The organism is Halomonas dongshanensis (genome assembly GCF_024790395.1).
Classification (GTDB): domain Bacteria; phylum Pseudomonadota; class Gammaproteobacteria; order Pseudomonadales; family Halomonadaceae; genus Vreelandella; species Vreelandella dongshanensis.
Genome location: NZ_JAJISC010000002.1, coordinates 424,138 through 441,288, shown reverse-complemented (window position 1 = coordinate 441,288; position 17,151 = coordinate 424,138). Strand labels below are relative to the sequence as shown.

Annotated in this window: 17 protein-coding genes; 2 read left to right on the top strand and 15 right to left on the bottom strand. The window is 55.7% G+C overall.

Features of this window, described 5'->3' with window-relative positions:
• Positions 1-82 precede the first annotated feature (82 nt).
• Positions 83-991, top strand: coding sequence for a LysR family transcriptional regulator (locus tag LLY24_RS05505; protein ID WP_259035282.1), 909 nt, complete (start codon positions 83-85; stop codon positions 989-991).
• 114 nt (positions 992-1,105) lie between these two features.
• Here the strand turns inward: LLY24_RS05505 and LLY24_RS05500 are convergent, their stop codons facing one another.
• From LLY24_RS05500 to LLY24_RS05465, 8 genes are all read right to left on the bottom strand, one after another.
• Positions 1,106-1,825 (bottom strand): FadR/GntR family transcriptional regulator, encoded by a 720-nt coding sequence (locus LLY24_RS05500; protein WP_259035281.1) that lies wholly within the window; start codon positions 1,823-1,825, stop codon positions 1,106-1,108.
• 114 nt (positions 1,826-1,939) lie between these two features.
• Entirely contained in the window at positions 1,940-2,692 is a 753-nt protein-coding gene (locus LLY24_RS05495) for an SDR family NAD(P)-dependent oxidoreductase (RefSeq protein ID WP_259035280.1), read from the bottom strand.
• Positions 2,693-2,819: 127 nt separating this feature from the next.
• Positions 2,820-3,725 carry an NAD(P)-dependent oxidoreductase gene (locus LLY24_RS05490; protein ID WP_259035279.1) on the bottom strand — a complete coding sequence of 302 codons (906 nt, stop codon included), beginning with the start codon at positions 3,723-3,725 and terminating at the stop codon, positions 2,820-2,822.
• A gap of 8 nt (positions 3,726-3,733) precedes the next feature.
• Positions 3,734-4,981 (bottom strand): TRAP transporter large permease, encoded by a 1,248-nt coding sequence (locus LLY24_RS05485; RefSeq protein ID WP_259035526.1) that lies wholly within the window; start codon positions 4,979-4,981, stop codon positions 3,734-3,736.
• 8 nt (positions 4,982-4,989) lie between these two features.
• Positions 4,990-5,481 carry a TRAP transporter small permease gene (locus LLY24_RS05480; protein WP_259035278.1) on the bottom strand — a complete coding sequence of 164 codons (492 nt, stop codon included), beginning with the start codon at positions 5,479-5,481 and terminating at the stop codon, positions 4,990-4,992.
• Positions 5,482-5,573: 92 nt separating this feature from the next.
• Positions 5,574-6,551 carry a TRAP transporter substrate-binding protein gene (locus LLY24_RS05475; protein WP_259035277.1) on the bottom strand — a complete coding sequence of 326 codons (978 nt, stop codon included), beginning with the start codon at positions 6,549-6,551 and terminating at the stop codon, positions 5,574-5,576.
• A gap of 69 nt (positions 6,552-6,620) precedes the next feature.
• Complete coding sequence (locus LLY24_RS05470; protein ID WP_259035276.1) at positions 6,621-7,616, bottom strand: transketolase family protein; 996 nt, start codon at positions 7,614-7,616, stop codon at positions 6,621-6,623.
• 1 nt (position 7,617) lies between these two features.
• Positions 7,618-8,490, bottom strand: a complete 873-nt coding sequence (locus LLY24_RS05465; RefSeq protein WP_259035275.1) for a transketolase — start codon at positions 8,488-8,490, stop codon at positions 7,618-7,620.
• Between the two features lie 581 nt (positions 8,491-9,071).
• On the opposite strand from LLY24_RS05465, the gene LLY24_RS05460 reads away from it, so the two are divergent.
• Complete coding sequence (locus LLY24_RS05460) at positions 9,072-9,620, top strand: P-loop NTPase family protein (protein WP_259035274.1); 549 nt, start codon at positions 9,072-9,074, stop codon at positions 9,618-9,620.
• A gap of 443 nt (positions 9,621-10,063) precedes the next feature.
• On the opposite strand, the gene LLY24_RS05455 is transcribed toward LLY24_RS05460, so the two are convergent.
• The 7 genes from LLY24_RS05455 to LLY24_RS05425 form a co-directional block, all read right to left on the bottom strand.
• Positions 10,064-10,660 (bottom strand): hypothetical protein, encoded by a 597-nt coding sequence (locus tag LLY24_RS05455; protein WP_259035273.1) that lies wholly within the window; start codon positions 10,658-10,660, stop codon positions 10,064-10,066.
• Between the two features lie 26 nt (positions 10,661-10,686).
• Positions 10,687-11,106, bottom strand: a complete 420-nt coding sequence (locus LLY24_RS05450; RefSeq protein WP_259035272.1) for a hypothetical protein — start codon at positions 11,104-11,106, stop codon at positions 10,687-10,689.
• Positions 11,103-11,516 (bottom strand): hypothetical protein, encoded by a 414-nt coding sequence (locus LLY24_RS05445; RefSeq protein ID WP_259035271.1) that lies wholly within the window; start codon positions 11,514-11,516, stop codon positions 11,103-11,105. Before LLY24_RS05445 ends, LLY24_RS05450 begins: the two co-directional genes overlap by 4 nt.
• Before the next feature lie 678 nt (positions 11,517-12,194).
• Positions 12,195-13,319 carry a WD40/YVTN/BNR-like repeat-containing protein gene (locus LLY24_RS05440; protein ID WP_259035270.1) on the bottom strand — a complete coding sequence of 375 codons (1,125 nt, stop codon included), beginning with the start codon at positions 13,317-13,319 and terminating at the stop codon, positions 12,195-12,197.
• Positions 13,320-13,399: 80 nt separating this feature from the next.
• On the bottom strand, positions 13,400-14,299 hold the full coding sequence (locus LLY24_RS05435; RefSeq protein ID WP_259035269.1) for a hypothetical protein: 900 nt from the start codon (positions 14,297-14,299) through the stop codon (positions 13,400-13,402).
• Positions 14,300-14,301: 2 nt separating this feature from the next.
• A complete protein-coding gene (locus tag LLY24_RS05430; RefSeq protein ID WP_259035268.1) occupies positions 14,302-16,458 on the bottom strand; it encodes a type VI secretion system Vgr family protein in 2,157 nt (718 codons plus the stop codon).
• Positions 16,459-16,821: 363 nt separating this feature from the next.
• Positions 16,822-17,109 (bottom strand): hypothetical protein, encoded by a 288-nt coding sequence (locus tag LLY24_RS05425; protein ID WP_259035267.1) that lies wholly within the window; start codon positions 17,107-17,109, stop codon positions 16,822-16,824.
• Between the last annotated feature and the right edge of the window lie 42 nt (positions 17,110-17,151).

The following is a 17,151-nucleotide window of genomic DNA, read 5'->3' as shown; positions in this document are numbered from 1 at the left end:
CGAATGCCCTTACGCTACCCAAAGCCAAGCGATAAAAAAATCGATAAGATATCACCCACCTGTGAGCTGAGGTCACCTATCGATGAACCAGAGCCTACCCCCCTTGAGCGCCCTGCGCGCCTTTGAAGCCACCGCGCGCCTGGGTAGTGTGAGCGCTGCGGCCAGGGAGCTCAACGTGACCCATGGCGCCGTTAGCCGCCAGTTGAAAAGCCTGGATGCCCATTTCAACACCGCGCTTTTCGCCAAGGCGGGGCGAGGCATTGCACTCACCCCTCACGGCGAAACGCTGCAAAGCGGGTTGAGTGAAGCCTTTGCCCGCCTGCACGAGAGTTGCGCTACGCTCAAGCGTGAGGTGGAAGGCGCGCCTTTTACCCTCGCTTGCCCGGGAAGCCTTCTGGCGCGCTGGCTGATTCCACGGCTGGAGCCGCTTCGCCAGGCATTGCCCGAGCTCAATTTGCAGGTGGTGGTTAGCCAAAGCGAGATATCCGACCAGGCCGAGCAGGTAAGCGCAATGCTCTTATTTGCCGAACCGCCCTGGCCCGCAAACGTCACGGTCGTCGAGCTGATTGCCGAAGAGATCTGCGCCGTGGCAAGCCCTGCCCTCGCCGCCCGAATCGACCCAGCCCGCCCTGAGACGCTCTTCGAGCAGCCCCTTTTGACCACCGCTTCGCGCCCCCAGGCCTGGCCACAGTGGGCGCGCGCCCAAGGGCTTTTGCCAGAGGCGCTTGATGACGCACTCAAAACAGGCCAGCGCTTCGAGCACCTTTACTACTTGCTGGAAGGCGCAACGGCGGGGCTTGGCGTTGCCATCGCGCCCCGCTTGCTGGTGGAGGACGACTTGAAAAGCGGACGGCTCATCGCCCCCTGGGGTAGCATCGAAACCTCGGCCAGGCTCTGCCTTTGGCTGCTCGATAAGAACGGGAGCCACCCGGGCGCGCAGCGCTGCGAGCGGTTAGTGGAGTGGTTTAGGCGGGAGGCTGATGGTATCTAAAAAATATAGGCACTAGATGATCCCCAATGAAGCACGGCACTACGACTACGACCGAAAATATGAAAGAGCCATTGGCTATTGAGTACCACATAACTAACCTGTAATTATGAACGATCAGCCACTTATTCCAATGCTCTCGCCTAAAGCATTGAATGTCCGCATGGTGTGCTGGTTCCAGGTTTCAAAGTGATCATGCATGGCCTGGCGCGCCAACTCCCGGTCGCGGGTTTTAACGGCATCCACGATAGCGATATGGGTCTCGTTGGTTTTCTTTTGCGCTTCTGAGGACTGCCTAGCCAGCACCCGACGCTGATGCAGCACCTTTTTGAGCACCGAGGAAAGCCCTTGAAATATGATCAGCACGGCGGGATTTTTGGCCATGATCGCGAGCAGTTCGTGAAACTCGTAATCGGCCTGTATGCCTTCCAGTACGTCAGTGGAATTGACAATCTTGCTGCACAGCACCTCAAGCTTGGCTAATTCATAAGTCTGATGGTTAACCGCAGCGGCCTGGACAATCTCTTTTTCAAACATTTCTCGAGCGGTTTCAAGATGGTCCACCGAGATATAGTTGAGCTTCAACGCTAACTCGAAATAGAGCTGTATGAATACCGGCTCGGGCATCTTCAAGAAAGTGCCGCTGCCCTGCTTTCGCTCGATGAAACCAAGGCTATGTAGGATCGAAAGAACGTTTCTGACCGACGAGCGGTGCATATCGAAATGCTCACATAACGCTCTTTCAGGAGGAAGTTTCAGCCGACCATCCTTGGACAGTTCGGAGACGGAAACAAACTCCTTAAGCCTATCCAAAAGGTTCGGATCAAGTTGGCTCATAGCGTCATCCAAATGCCACCCCTATACCCAGTCGTCATCACTGGTGCAATCAAAGTACGTATCATGAGTACTCATTCTGAATACAGAGGCAGCTTACCATAGTCAGTGAAATAGTCAGTGAATGTGCATACCGCCGTTCACGTCGAGCGTGGCGCCGGTGATATAGCTGGAAAGATCGCTTGCCAGAAACAGGAAGGCATTGGCGATATCCTCCGGTGCGCCCAGGCGAGCCAGCGGAATGCCTTCGATAATTTTGGCCTTCATCTGATCATCAAGCTTACCGGCGGTGATTTCGGTAGTGATCAGGCCCGGTGTGACGGAGTTGACGCGAATACCCGATGCACCAAGCTCTCGCGCCATGGCCTTGCCCAGACCCAGCATGCCCGCCTTGGCCGCGCTGTAGTGCGGGCCGCCGAAAATGCCACCTCCGCGCTGGGCGGATACAGACGACGTATTGATGATCGACCCCGCGCCGCCTTGCTTCATGTGCGGTACCACTGCCTGGGACATGTACATCATGCCGCGCAGGTTGACGTCCAGAATGCGGTCGTAGTCTTCGGGCTTGATCTCTTCGAACTTGACCGGCTGGGTCACGCCTGCGTTGTTCACCAGCACATCGATTCTACCGAACTTTTCCATCGCAGCGCGGGCCAGCTCGAAGCAATCGTCGCGATTGGCGACGTTACCGGTTACGACCAGTGAGCGCTCAGCGTCGAACTCCTGGCGGGTCGCCTCGCAGGCCTGCTCGTTGATATCGGAAATTACGATGGAGGCGCCGTACTCGTAAAAAAGCCGCGCGGTTCGCAGACCGATGCCTTTCTCACCAGCCGCGCCGGTCACGATACATACCTTGTCTTTAAGCAGCATGACGTTTTCCTTTCTTATCGATTTTGTGTGAGTCATATCATCTCTTTCAAACACTCTATACAGGTGGCTGCCCCCTGTAACCGCGATCGCCAAAGGCATAGGGGCCACGCCGGTAGCTTTTTACTGCTCAGCCACAACCGTTGAGCAGGCGGTAGGTGCGGATGACCTGGCTGTCATCGAGCTTACCTTCGCCGCGTTCAGAACTTGCCACGAACATCTGCCGGGCGGTTTCCGCCAGCGGCGTGAACGCCCTGGCAGCCTTGGCGGAGTCGCAGACGATGCCCATGTCCTTGCAGAAGATATCGACGACGCTGGTGACATCGTCGGGCTCTTTAATCATGCGCGGGCCGCGGTCGCCTAACATCCAGCTCGATGCGGCCGAGCCCTGCACCATGGAGAGCATGACCGAGGCTTCAATACCGCTCTTTTCAGCAAGCGCAAGCGCCTCGGCAGCTGCGGCGATATGTACGCCGCACAGCAGTTGGTTGACGGCTTTCATGGCCGCGCCCTGACCAGGCACGGGCCCGGCCACGAATACCGCCTTTCCCATGACCTCGAACGCTTTCGAGCAAAGGCCAAGCGCTTCGTCGCTGCCGGCGGCCATGATGGTCAGCTCGCCGACCTGGGCACCGACCACGCCGCCGGACACCGGCGCATCAATGTAGTGAATATCCGGACGGACCGCCGCCACTTCGCTGGCAATACTGGCGGCGTCGTCCGGCGCGATGGTGGACATCTGCACGATACAGGCGCCCTCTTTCAGCGAATACACCACGCTCGATGCTGCATCGGCAGCGGCTTCGTCACCGAACAATAAGGCGCGCACCTGCTCGGCATTGACCACCATGATGAACAGCGCCTCACTCTCATTGAGATAACGGTGCTTCGCTTCACGGGAAGTGGGTTGGCCATTGAAAGCCGTTTCTACCTGCTCGAACGCATCGATGCCCAACACATCGAATCCGGCGTTCTTCAAACACGTTGCCATGGGGCGGCCCATGGCGCCGAGTCCTGCAAAAGCAATGTTATACATAGCGAACCTCAGTAGATGATCAGCGCCGGCACGTAGGAGACCAGCAGCAGCACGATGAGGGCGACCAGATAGAAAGGCAGGAGCTCCTTGACCACTGCGCCAATGCGTTCACGTGCAATTGCCGCAGAGACGAACAATGTCGTGCCGATGGGTGGAGTGAAGAGACCGATGCTCAGATTCACGCACATCATGATGCCCAACTGCACCAAGTCCAGACCGATCGCGTTGGCAATGGAGACAAGGGTTGGCCCCAGAAGCAGAATGGCGGCGGGCAGATCCAGGAACATGCCGATCAACAGCAACAGCAGGTTGATCGCCAGAATGATCAAAAGCGGGTGCTTGAGATACTCTACGGCCCACTGGGCTACTGCCTGGGGCACACCACCGGAGGTCAGGATATAGGCGATGATGTTGGCCGCTGCGATGATCAGCATCACGATCCCTGTGGTAATCACAGTGTTGACCAGTGCCGCCATTACCCGCTCGCCGGTCAAATCGCGATAGATTATACCGCTGACCATCAATGCATAGGCCACGGCGATGATGCTGACCTCGGTAGGAGTGGCTATACCGGCTCTGAGTAGCACCACAATGAATATCGGCATCAACAACGCAGGTAGCGCGGTGAACAGCGTGTTGACCATCTCGGCGCGGGCATGCTTTAGCTTGAGACGGGGAAAACCGCGCCGCTTGCCAACGATATAACAGGCTAGCATCATGCCTGCCGACAGCATCAGCGCGGGAATGACCGCGGCGACGAACAGCGAAGCGATCGAGCTGTTAGAGACGGTCGCAAACAGAATCAGCGGAATCGATGGTGGCATAAGCCCCGCGATGACAGAGGACGCCGATGTGACCGCCGCGCCGAACGCGCCAGGATACCCCTCTCTTTTCTGCCAAGGTATAAGCATGGACCCTAGCGCCGAAGCTTCCGCCACCGACGAGCCGGACACACCGCCGAACACCGTCGAGCCCACCACGCTTACCTGTCCGAGCCCGCCGTGATACTTGCCCACCAGCATCGAGGCAAGCCCTACTAGCTTCTGCCCGAGCTTGCCCGACATCATCAAGCTACCGGATAGAATGAAGAAAGGAATCGCGAGCAGTGGAAAACTTTGCGTAGGCTGAAAGATCTTCATGATCGCCATGCTCGAGGGCATAGGGCCCAAGACTGAAAGCGCCGCCCAGCCACTTATGACCAATGAATACCCAACCGGCATGGCCATGAGCAAGAAAAGAACAAACGCCGCGAGCATTTGAACCGTCATATTCCTTCCTCCCCTTGCGAGACTTGCGGGTCGGCCTGCACCTCACCACCTACCAGAATCAACACGATATTGAGCAGCGCGACCAGCGCCAGCCCTGCAAACCCGGCCACCACCGACCAGTACGCCCAGGACATGCCCAGCCGCGTAATGGGAAAGCGCTGACCACCGGCGATGTCCACCACGTTCAAACCGTGATAGGCCATGGTGCTGAACGCCACAAGCGCGATCACGTTGACGCACAGCGTCACCGCGCGCTGGGGAAATCTCGGCAGCTTTTCCACCAACAGTTCGATGCCGATATGTTCGTTTTTGGCCGCCGCCGCCACGATGGCGCCCATGGTCAGCCAGGGAAAGAACAGGTTGGGAATCTCCGTCACCCAGCCAAGGTTCGTCGAGAACAGATAACGCACGACGACCCCAGTGAGCAGGGATATGAAAATGCTCACGATCGAGACGATCGCCACCCACTTGGCTATCTGATAAATCATGTTTTTCGAGCCGATTAGAAGCGAAGCCGGCCTGCTGGCTTCGCTTTTGCGGCTCTCGACTGAGAGCGTCATGAAAATGCCCCTCCGGCTCGTTACTGCTGCCCGTTGTGAGCGGCGTTCACCACCATGTCCACAAGTTCGGGGTACTCTTCACGCCACAGGTCATAGACCGAGGAAGTCGCTTCGATGAAGGGCGCCTTTTCCACTTCGTTGATCGCGACGCCAGCTTCTTGCAACTGGGTGCGAAGTTGCTCGTCGGCTTCACGCGAGGCCTGGCGATTGAACTCGCCCGCTTCGTCCGCCGCTTCCTGAACCGCTTGCTGCTGCTCTGGGGTGAGCATGTCCCACATCATCTTGCTCATGAGCAGCGGCGTGGACTCGTACTTGTGCCCGGTCAGCGAGATGTAGTCCTGAACTTCGTAAAGCCTTGAGGAGTAGGTATTCATCAAGGGGTTTTCCTGGCCGTCCACCACGCCTTGCTCGAGCGCGATGTAAAGTTCGGAGAAGTTCATCGGCGTGGGGTTCGCGCCTAGCGCCTCGAAGATATCGACCGTCATTTCATCCGGTGGCGTACGAATCTTCAGGCCCTGCAGGTCTGCCGGGGTCTCGATCGGGCGCACGTTGTTGCTGACGTGGCGAATGCCGTTGTCCCATAGCCCGAGCAGCACCAGGTTCTGCTCTTCGGCTAGACGCTTGAGCTCTTCGCCCACGTCGCCATCCATGACCTTCCAGGCCGCGGGCAGCGAGTCGAACAAAAAAGGCAGGCCCAGCACGGAGAACTGCGGCACAACGCTTGAGGTTGCGCCCTGGCTGTTGGTACTGAACGCCAGGGTACCCATACGCATCAGCGTCAGAGCTTCCATGTCATCTCCGTACTGGGCGTTACCGCCCACATCGACAACAAGCTCACCGCCGGTCTTTTCCTCGACCAGCTCAGCAAAAAGCTCCGAGGCCTCCCATTTAGGGTTGCCTTCCGCTGCGTTGTGGGTCAGTTGAAGAACCTGCTGGGCGTTGGCGTTAATGGCAAACACGGCACTGGCAATGGCGGTCGTAAGGACAGTTTTCTTCATGACGTTTCTCTCAGTAAAATTAATTTTTGTAGGTTATGACTGACGTATCGCAAGCTGAAAACTCACACATCAAAAAGCGTTTTGTTCGATGGTCTTGACTACCTCCTTAGTAGAAATACCGTAACGGTCATGCAGAGTAGGCAGTGCACCGGCATCCAAAAACTCATCCGGCAGGCCGATCTGGTAAAACTTCACGGCCACCCCTTCTTTCATCAGAAGCGATGCCACGCTTTCACCCAAACCACCCACCACCGAATGGTTTTCGGCGACGAAAACGGGGCGGTCCGGATGACGGCGCACTTCGTCCAGAATGGTCTGGCTATCCAGCGGTTTGATGGTGGCGCAGTGTAGGACGGCGACGCTCTTGCCCTTCTCCTTGAGCTCATCGGAGGCTTCGATGGCGCGCATGGTCATCAGACCCGAGGAGATGATCAGGGCGTCTTTGCCGTCGATCAGTTGCTTGGCTTTGCCGATCTCGAAGCGGTAGCCTTCGAAGCGGTCGAGCACGCGCGGCACCTTGCCCCGCAACAGGCGTAGATACACCGGCCCATTGAAATCCACCATTGCCTGAACGGACTGCTCGATATCCACCGCATCGCACGGGTCGAGAATGGTCAGATTCGGCATACCGCGGAAAATGGCGACATCTTCGGTAGCCTGGTGGCTCGGACCGTAGCCGGTAGTCAGGCCGGGCAAGGCGCTGACAATCTTGACGTTGAGATTTTCCTCAGCGATTGCCAGACAGATGAAGTCGTAGGCGCGGCGCGAGGCAAACACGCTGTAGGTGGTCACGAAGGGAATGAAGCCTTCACGGGCCATGCCGGCGCCGGCCATCATCAACAACTGCTCGGCCATGCCCATCTGGTAATAACGCTCGGGGTAGGCCTGAGCGAAAATATGCAGGTCGGTGTACTTGCCCAGGTCTGCGGTCATGCCGACGATCTTGTCGTTTTTGCCGGCGGCTTCCACTAGTGCGTGGCCGAACGGCGCTGCCGTCGTAGGCTGGTCCTCACCGGCAATAGAGGCGATCATGGCCGACGTTTTCAGCTTCTTCTTGGCGCTCATCTCATTTCTCCCCTGACTGAATACCGTAGACGTCATCGAGTTTCTGGAGCGCCACGCTCCACTCATTTTCGTCGACACGAATGAAGTGAGTCTTGTCCCGCTCCTCCAAAAACGGTACGCCCCGGCCCATTAAGGTGTCGCAAATGATCACTCGGGGTTTGCCAGAGCTGCTCGCCAGCGCGCTATCAAAGGCCTCGAGTACGGCGTCGAGGTCGTTGCCATCGACACGGTAGGTTTCCCAGCCAAACGCCGTCCATTTGTCCGCGATCGGCTCGTAGTTGAGCACCAGCGAAGACTTGTCGTCGGCCTGCTGGTCGTTGACATCGACGATGGCAATCAAGTTATCGAGCTTGAAGTGCGAGGCGGAGGCGACGGCTTCCCAAGTGGAGCCTTCGTTGAGTTCGCCATCCGATAACAGGTTGAAGATTCTTGATGTGCTTTGCTTGCGCTTGAGGCCCAGCGCCATGCCAACACCAATGCCCAGGCCGTGACCGAGCGAGCCACCGGTGATTTCCATGCCCGGGGTGTATGCCGCCATGCCGGACATCGGCAGGATGCTGTCGTCGCTGCCGTAGTCCTCGATTTCGTCCTCGCTGATCACACCGGCCTCGATCAGGGCGGCGTAAAGGGCAATGGCGTAGTGGCCAATGGAGAGCAGAAAACGATCCCGCTCTTCCCATTCAGGATTCCTGGGGTCGATCTTTAACGCGTGGAAGTAGGAAACGGCCAGCACATCGGCGATTCCCAAGGCTTGCCCCACATAGCCCTGACCTTGCACCTCGCCCATGCGCAGGGCGTGGCGGCGAATATTGTAAGCTCGCTGCCGAAGCGCCTTGAGGGTATCGGCCTTCGATGCGGTAGCGGTTTGACTCATTCAAGTCACCTCCAATTGGTTGACCAATTGAAGATAAGGAAACGCCTCCGCCTAGGATAGGATACTTTAGTATAATTCAAAAAAAATCAATAAAATTCAAAAACTTAAAAATTTAAATATTAGAAATATACTAATAAAATATTTAAAATTATGCCCGTCCTTTTTTCATGAACAATTTTTAACCTAAAAATGGTCAACCATTTTATATATTTGCTTTCTTCCAAATAGAGGCTTCGACATATAAATAGGCTTAAGCGACCGATAAGAAGACGTTAATTTTTCTGGCCACGATGTCTTGCAACTCGGTTTAAACGCTTAAAATAACGTCGTAGATTCTCAAACCATAATGTAGCCGCAATAACCGAGCCCAACTTATGCCTATCATCAAGCTGAATAGCCCTAAAATTCTTTAAATTATTGAAAAACTAAGCTATAAGAGCGAGCTATCAGCGCAGCTAACTGTCCCAAATTCGACTCGGACACCCCTGAGGCTGACAAGCTCAGCTCCCAAGAAACTGCGAGTATCTTGCCTACAAATCCATGTCTACGTAAAATGGCGCGCCGTTTTGAAGGTCGCGATCATGAAAATCAACGTTGTGGGTTCTAGCGGCAGCGGCAAGAGTACCCTTTCCAGAGCACTCGCCGATGCATTGGGCGTGACTTATATACAGCTCGATCAGCTATTTTGGCGTGCCAACTGGCAGGGCACGCCGGATGAGGAGTTTTTTCCAAAGCTCGAGGCTGCGCTGGCCGACCATTCCGAAGGCTGGGTACTCGATGGCAACTTCAACCGTACCCGCGAAATAAAATGGCGTGAGGCAGATATGATCGTCTGGCTGGATTACGGCTTTTGGCGCATCTTCCGCCAATCACTTCACCGGGCTATTTCACGGATTATCAGCCAGGAAGAGCTCTGGCCCGGCACGGGTAATCGCGAGAGCTTTCGCCAAACGTTTATGAGCCGGGACTCTATTCTAGTATGGATGCTGATGAACTGGCGCTCGAACCGCCAACGTTATGTCGCTAGCATGCTCGATGCACGCTATCGCCACCTTCGTATCGTCCGCCTAACTCATCCGAAAGAAACCGAAGCGTTAGTCGCCTCATTGGTGCAGTATCAAGACCATTAGCAAACGGCGAAGGAGCTTCGTTTAACAACTCAATATCGCTACCGCACACTCAAAGCCTTTAGCTGTCGGGTTTCGTAGATACCTCCAGGCCTTATACTGAAGGCACCCAGGAGGTTCCAGGAGCCGCCAGCGATATAACGATCAAAGCTGTCAAACCTGGTGTAATTGATCCAGCCGGTCATGAGGAATGCTTAGCAACCAAGGGCCTTCGCGCTGTAAATGGGGTTGACGTTCGTCTTTGATGAGCGACCAGTAGTGGCACTCGTCAACTATCCCATTGAATAGGGTCGTTCGAGTTTGAACCGATAGCGGCGCCAACTTTATCAACGCATAGCGCCCCTCCTGGCAACAGCGGACCTTGCGTCGCCTTCCCCCTGCTCGGGCTACTAGCGCAGCACAGTGCGGGGCTTCACCGACTTATGTCAGGTCGAGAGTTAAATACTTTATGCCGCTGCAGCCGCTTTTTTAGCCTCATAAGCCGCCATATCGATTTTGCCGAGCTGTGGGGTGAGCTGACAGCGCTGGCGGCCCCATGGAAAATCGATTTGCGCTTGTCGCATTTTTGCCCCTTCGTTTGCTTTCCAGACTTCCAAATCGAGGTCGCGCCAGTATCGAGGGTTGCGCCCAGTTTGCCTGTCGTGTTCGGCTGTGGTGGGGTCGAGATGGCGGAAAGGTTCCAGGCGTGGCACATCGGGTAATGGCTGACTTACATCCATATAGCGCTGTAGCATATCCCAGAGGGCATGCACTTCGTGCTTATGATCGACGATGGTACTAAGGGAAGTCTGGCTGAACTGCTTACCGGTATAGCGATGCACGAACATCAACCGATAGAAGATACCGCCCCGCTGTACCACGCGCTCGACGTAACCATCAAATTCGATGAAGGGTGCAACGAGTGGCTGCTTTTTTTTACCTTGGGAGAAGCTCGCCATGCCGGTTTGGCGGTTGAGCTCACTTTGTCGACTTTTTAAGTAAGCGTCTTCTTTACCTTTAAAAAAGAAATTAAAAGGAGTTAAAAAAACAACTACGCCACTCATTATTGCTCTTGTCAAAAAAGGGCCGATTACAAAAATCCCAATATAACCGAAAATAGAAAAAAAAGAGTATAAAAAACACTTAACGCACCTTCGAATCTGGAAATCTCTATGATAAAAAAGAGCCAAATCCCTCCTAAAACCAAAACCACCAAATATGGAATTATCGAAAAACTCATTAAAGCTATCGAGCTATTACTAAGAAACTGAATTTTTTGATGATTCCAGGAATCATCTATTTCGTATAAACTACTATCCTCTACACCCCGCTTCTGAACAAACTCTGCATCTTCGCATATTTTATTATGAGGATTTATTTTTGCATAGTTGCCATAAGGCAGCAATTCTTCTCCAATCCGCTCGCGTTTTTTAGTGGGCGCAGGTATTTTTGGAATTTTATCAGCACGGTAAACAGTAGAGCTGTAAGATTTGGAGGCATTCTCACTCATACCTGAAACTCCTCGATGTACCAATAGCGTGGATCTTGGTTTCGCCCTATCAAGGAGTTGATAAAATTAGCGACCGGATTATTTACCGTGCGGTATGACCGCGCTGGTAGCGCATCATGTTGACCTTCTGCGTAGGGCTCGTACTCTTTCAACATTGGGGTGGGCAGCACCATCTCTCCCAATTCCCACTCGACTCGGGCTTGTAGGGCGATGCGAAGTCGTGACGTAGAGGTTAAAGAGGTCGCCCCCATATCATAGCTTTCCTCGGCAACTTTGCGCTTAACTAGAAAGCGTACGGCGCTTTGCTGTGGTAGTAGCTGACACTTTCCAATTTCAAAGGGTTCTGGCGCCCCCGTGATATACGAGAGTTGTTCGTAGGTGCCAAGTGGGGTGATGGTACCAGTATCCATCTACTCTAGCTCCTGAACCCCTAGATTCAATGTCTCACCGATTTTATAACGGCTAATGAGCGGTGTGCTAATGGTCACGACATAATCACGGTTACTGGGATTGTTCGCAGTCGATTCCCATACACTGTCAAGCAAGGATAGCTGTTCTGAGCGATTTAGGCTGCCATAGAGGACTACATCGATATTAATGGGGCTGAGCTGTGTCAAAAGCTGAGGATAGTAAATGGTATCGTTAGCGGATACCGTGGCGCTATCGGAATGCGTGCCCAAAGGCCCTCGCTTTAGTAACTGCTCGAAGGGGGTGTCCTGATTCATAGCAGCATAGCTTGATCCACCGATGGCCAGTCCTAGCCCCAGCAGAGCCCAGCCCCAACCAGGTATCATCACCAAGCCCGCCATTAGGGAGCTGCAAGAAATACCTGGTAGTGCTCGCCTTGCAGGGCGCGGAAGCTCATGCGGCCCAGGGCGTCGTACTGGTACCCTGATTGCGCGCCGCGCACGATGAGGCGATTCCAACTAGTCACGTTCGGTATAGCCGTGTTCCAAGTTCAGCGACTGCCTCTGTCCGATGCTATTCAGGTCCAAGTGGCGCTACGCTTCCCTGTGCAGGGCATCCGACGTCAGGCCCATTGCAATTTCAGTGCCGGGACGCTCAGGCCGTAAGGGTAGCCACATTATTCAGGGAATCTCCCGCCGATAAAGCGAATAACCAGAAACACGCCACCGCTCGCCTGTGCGGGTATCGTAATAGCCACCCTCGGCACTTCGCCCTTCGTTTTCTATCATCCAATCGGCGCCGCCGTCGTAGCTAACGGCGGTGACATCTTGGCCCAACAGGCTGCCTTCGTTAACTCCATCGAACAACAGCCCTTCTTCCGGCGTGATATATAGGGCATAGCCCACAATATCGCTATCGAACTCATGCAGCTCGGCTAGCTGATCGCCATTCCAATGCCAAACAGAGCTGGGGTGGTGGACCAGTTGTTCCCTGGGCATCAAGGACATGGGGCGCCCCTTGCGGGCCAGAATATAGACCTCGCCCTGCTCATTAGCGGCGATGTCGTTCACCCCGTAATCACCTATGGCCACTTCGAAGACCGGTTCGTCTTCGCCCCAAGGGAGAGAGTAAATGACGCTTTCGCCACGGGCCTCATCAAAGAACGCCATGCGCAAGACATCATCCTGGCCCAGTGCAACCAGATCGAAACGCTGGCGTTCGTTTTCAGGATTGCGTGCCCCTGTTGGCACAGGAATTTCCTCCCAATACTCACCGCCATCTTCGGTACGCCAAATATGGGGGCCCCAGCCGATCAGGTAACCGCGCTGGGGATCGATAAATCGCAGGGCCGTAATATTTTGATCTTCGGGCCAGCGCATTTTTTCCCAGGATTCGCCCTGGTCAGTGGATTTAAATAGCTGAGTGAGCTGAGGGTGATAGCGCTGTCCTGGGGGCTTGTTAATAGAACGATCCGCCCAGCCTGTCGCAAGATAAAGCGTATTCCAGTCGGGAGAAAGCCACCAATCTGCCTGCTGGGCCCGCTCATCAAAGCGTCGCTCGATCCCATCTTCGATATTTCCTGCCAGAATGCGTACGGTGCGACGGTTAACCAACTCACCAACGTCCCCCATCCACGCTTCCGTAGGTTCTGCTCTGTTGGGATCACTGCGCTCTTCGCGTGGCTTGAATGTTATCTCTGGGTTGGTCAATTTCATTGATAGAATTTGTTCGTTACGAATTCGAAAATCTCCAGGCCCATAAGGAGTATCTTCCTTCGTAAAATCGTTGCTGATGCGCTCCCACATACCTCCACTCCCTATGACATATCCGGCTATTGCAATGACCAGTATGGCGATTGTCCATCGAACTCGACGCATAGTGACTCCTAACGCCTGTGCTGCGTTAACCGTGATAGGGCTTGTTCCACAGCACTGATACCTTCACCCACGGCCTCGGCCGCTGCCTGTGCCCCGCTTGAGATAGCAGCTCCCGCCCCCTTGAGTTTATCCTTACCTACCTCGACAGCGCTGTCGGTGGCTTGCTTCCATGTTTCGCCATCCAGCCACTCTTCGACATTAGGTTGGGTGCCGATTCGCATCAAGTCGGTAATCGGTAAGTCCGCAAGCCCCGCATCTAGATAAGCAGGCACATGGGTATTGAAAGCAAAGGTTTTAAAAGTGGTGGGATCAATTTCCAACTCATATTGGGGAACTTGCATCTGCACAGTCCGATTGGGATAGCGGCGGCATACCACCATGATTTCATCGCCGTCCATATTATCTTTAAGACCAATTTCGATATTTGCTTGTAACAAATATCGCGCTTCTGCTAACCACTCTTTTCCAGCATCGCTTAAACGAGGATATAGCCGCTCACCGTAGGTGTAGCAGTAGTAATAACCGTAGCTGATGTAATAGTCAGGCGGCAGATGCCCACAGCCGATATGGCGCATCATGAAATTGGCGTGCCGCGACCAGTGGGCATGGGTGCTTTCCGGCGCAATCAATTCATCGCGGTTGGCCAAGAGGCGTCGAACCACATCAGAATCACTAAAGGGATTCCACCACGTGGCCCAGGCTTTCAAGGCTTCCCAGCTTGCAACACCGCTTTTCTCGATGAACTCATCGTGCAGGGGGCGATAGTACCATTCGCAGTTGCCTAAAAAGCTCTCGTTGGCAGGTGGCACCTGCTTGTTACACACATGTAGGCTCACTACGACAGGTTGTGTGTCGTCGGTGGGTGTGTAGGCCGCGTCAGTAGCACCTAAAACGTCATTCGTAGACACGCTTAGTCTCCTAGAATATCGATGTGCAAGCGGCCTGGCGCGTCGCTTTCAGTAAGCCCGGTTTCACCTAACTCGTTCGTGCGCCCCTCCTTTATGACATTACCTTGGGCATCGGTAATGCGATAACGCATATGGGCAGCGGGTATATCGGTACCGCTCCACGTGGCAATGAACGACTGATCATAGCTGCCTATGCCGCTTTCACTGCCACGAGGGCGCAAAGGATTCAGCGCCGCCTGCCCCGTCCCCCTACCCGGACTTCCCCCTGAGTTAATACGCACCTGCGCCCCCATAATGGTCACACCACTGGGGTCGAGTTTGACGAAGCTGCCGCCGGCCTTGAGGGTGATTTCGGCCCCTGCGTCGAGGATGACTTGGCTGCCCGCCTTGTGGTGGATCTCTTGCCCGGCCTCGGTGAGCTGCGCATCGCCGTAGCGTGCGTGGTGCGTCTGGTCGACCTGCAGGTGGTCGTCGCCGTGGACGTGGGTGAAGCGGTTGCCGTGGACGGTGAGGTGGTCGTCGCTGTCGATTTCGCTGATGCGGTCGTGGTGTATTGTTAAGTGGCTGTCGTGGCGGATCTCTTCAGTGCGGTCGTTGAGGGTCAGTAGCGCCAGGTCTTTTTGGGCGTGCAGCCAGATCTGCTCTTCGCCGGCTTCGTCTTCGAAGCGCAGCTCGTTGAAGCCCTCGGCCTTGTGGCTCTGGGTGCGCAGCACCGTGCGGGTCTTGTGCTCGGGCAGCGCGTAGGGCGGGGTGTTGACGGCATGAAACGTGCGCCCGGTGATCAGCGGTTGGTCCGGGTCGCCTTCGAGAAACGAGACGATGACTTCGTAGCCAATGCGGGGAATCGCCACGCTGCCATAGCCGCCCCCGGCCCAGTCTTGGGCCACACGGATCCAGCAACTGGCGGTCTCATTGGGCTCGGCGTAGCGATCCCAGGGGAACTGCACCTTTACCCGGCCATGCTCGTCACAGTAGATCTCTTCGCCGTCGGGGCCTACCACGAACGCAACCTGGGGGCCGTCGACGCGAGGTTTGGGGTTAGGCGTGGGCCGCCAGGTCTGCTCGCGCGGCATGAGGGTGACGCGGTTGTGGTAGCGCGTCATGAGTTCGCTAGCGGCGTCGCCAGTGGCGCTTCCCCGCGCGATGCCATCCTCTTCCAGCGCTTGGGGCTGCTCGCCCACGTGCTCGACGCCGATGACCTGCCAATCGCAGTTGAGGGCGTCGTTATCGTGGTCGGTCAAGGTGAAACAGACGCCGGGGGCAAGCTCGGGGAGATCGCTCTCGGCCTCGGCGAGGCGGGCATCGGCACGCAGTGCTTCTAGGCGGTGGCGGGTAAAGGGCTTACCCGAAGCGTCTTGTTTATAGCGGCCGGGGTAGTCGAAGTGCTCGTAGTCGTCGCGCTGGGCGTGCTCGTCGAGGTCCGGGGCGGTGTGTTCGTGGCGCTGGGCGTAGGCCGGGTGTTTGAAGCTGTAGTCTTTGAGCATCGCCGAGGCGGGGCGCACGCGACTGACCAGGCGCAAGGCGCGCACATGGCGTTTTGGGGGCGTACCGCCGGCACGGCCGTGGTAGGTTCGTTCGCCCAGTACCGGGAGCACGCGCGCGCTATCGGCCCATACCAGCCGGTGGGCGCCGTCGTCGGCGTTATCGAACTCGTGGAAGTAGAAGCAGCCCTCTTCGGCGGCGAGACGATGAAGGAAGTCGAGATCGCTCTCGCGGTACTGGACCAGAAACTCGCGCTCGGGCGGGGTGCGGGTGGTGGCAAAGGCGAGGTCGGTAATACCGCGTTCGTCGGCCAGCGTGGTGATGGCGTCAAACGGCGTGATGCCCTGAAAGATACGCGCGTTGTGGCGCAGCGACAGGCGCCACAGCGCCGGGCGAATGACCACGTGGTAAAAGGAGCGGCGATGCCCCCGGTCGCCCTGGGCAAACTCACTGACGATGCCATGCACTCGGCGCAGCGGCGTGCCGTCCTCCCAGATGGTCAGGGTGGCGTTGCGATCCAGGCAGTCGGCAGGGGAAAGATCGTGGGCGCGGCTGGCAAACTCGACGTTCAGCTCGAACGGCGTCGAGAGCGCTTCGCGGTGGGTAAAGCGCACCACGGCGGTCTCCTCGGCGCCGGGCAGGGTCAAGGTGAAATGCACGCCGGTGCTCTCGGTCATGGTGCCGCTCCCTGATCGTTATAGGCAATGAGAACGACTCAGGGTAGCGGCTTGGTGCCACAAGGCAACCCCTTGAGGGCAACTGTCTACAATGGCTTACAGCCGTGTAAGAAAAGGCTTACAAAATGGATAGCCAATCTCTTACAAAGGTAACGTTGTGTTACAGTCTGATGTAAACGGCAAGCCATGTCTAATTTTACCTAATATAACTCGTTATTATACTAGGGGGCAGAACGAGCCATCTTCCTATCCGCTGTCTGCCATACTTCGAGTTCACTGCATGCAGTTGTTCTACAACTTGAGCGATCCGTTAATGGAAGATGCCCTCTGCACGATCAAGCCGCTACCGCACACTCAAAGCTTCTAGCCACCATTTCGGCGTCTTCGATATTCGGCAAAACAGTCGGGGAAATAGCGCTCGCACCAGTGCGCCAACTCGGCGGCATCGCTCACCTGCGCCTGCCCTTCATCGGGCATATAAAGCGAAAGCACACGTTCATCGAGCGTTTGCCATAACGTGGCCAGACACGTACTACCCGCACCGATGCTGGCCGAGGCTCCATAGATCTCGGCATCTTGGAGCACCTTGAAGCCTGCCTCGGTCACCCAACCTTTGGAAAAATCGCTTTCATGGTCCTGCAAGGTACTCATAGGAACGTATCTACCCCCACTTGGTGAAGCGCGTTAAAAACC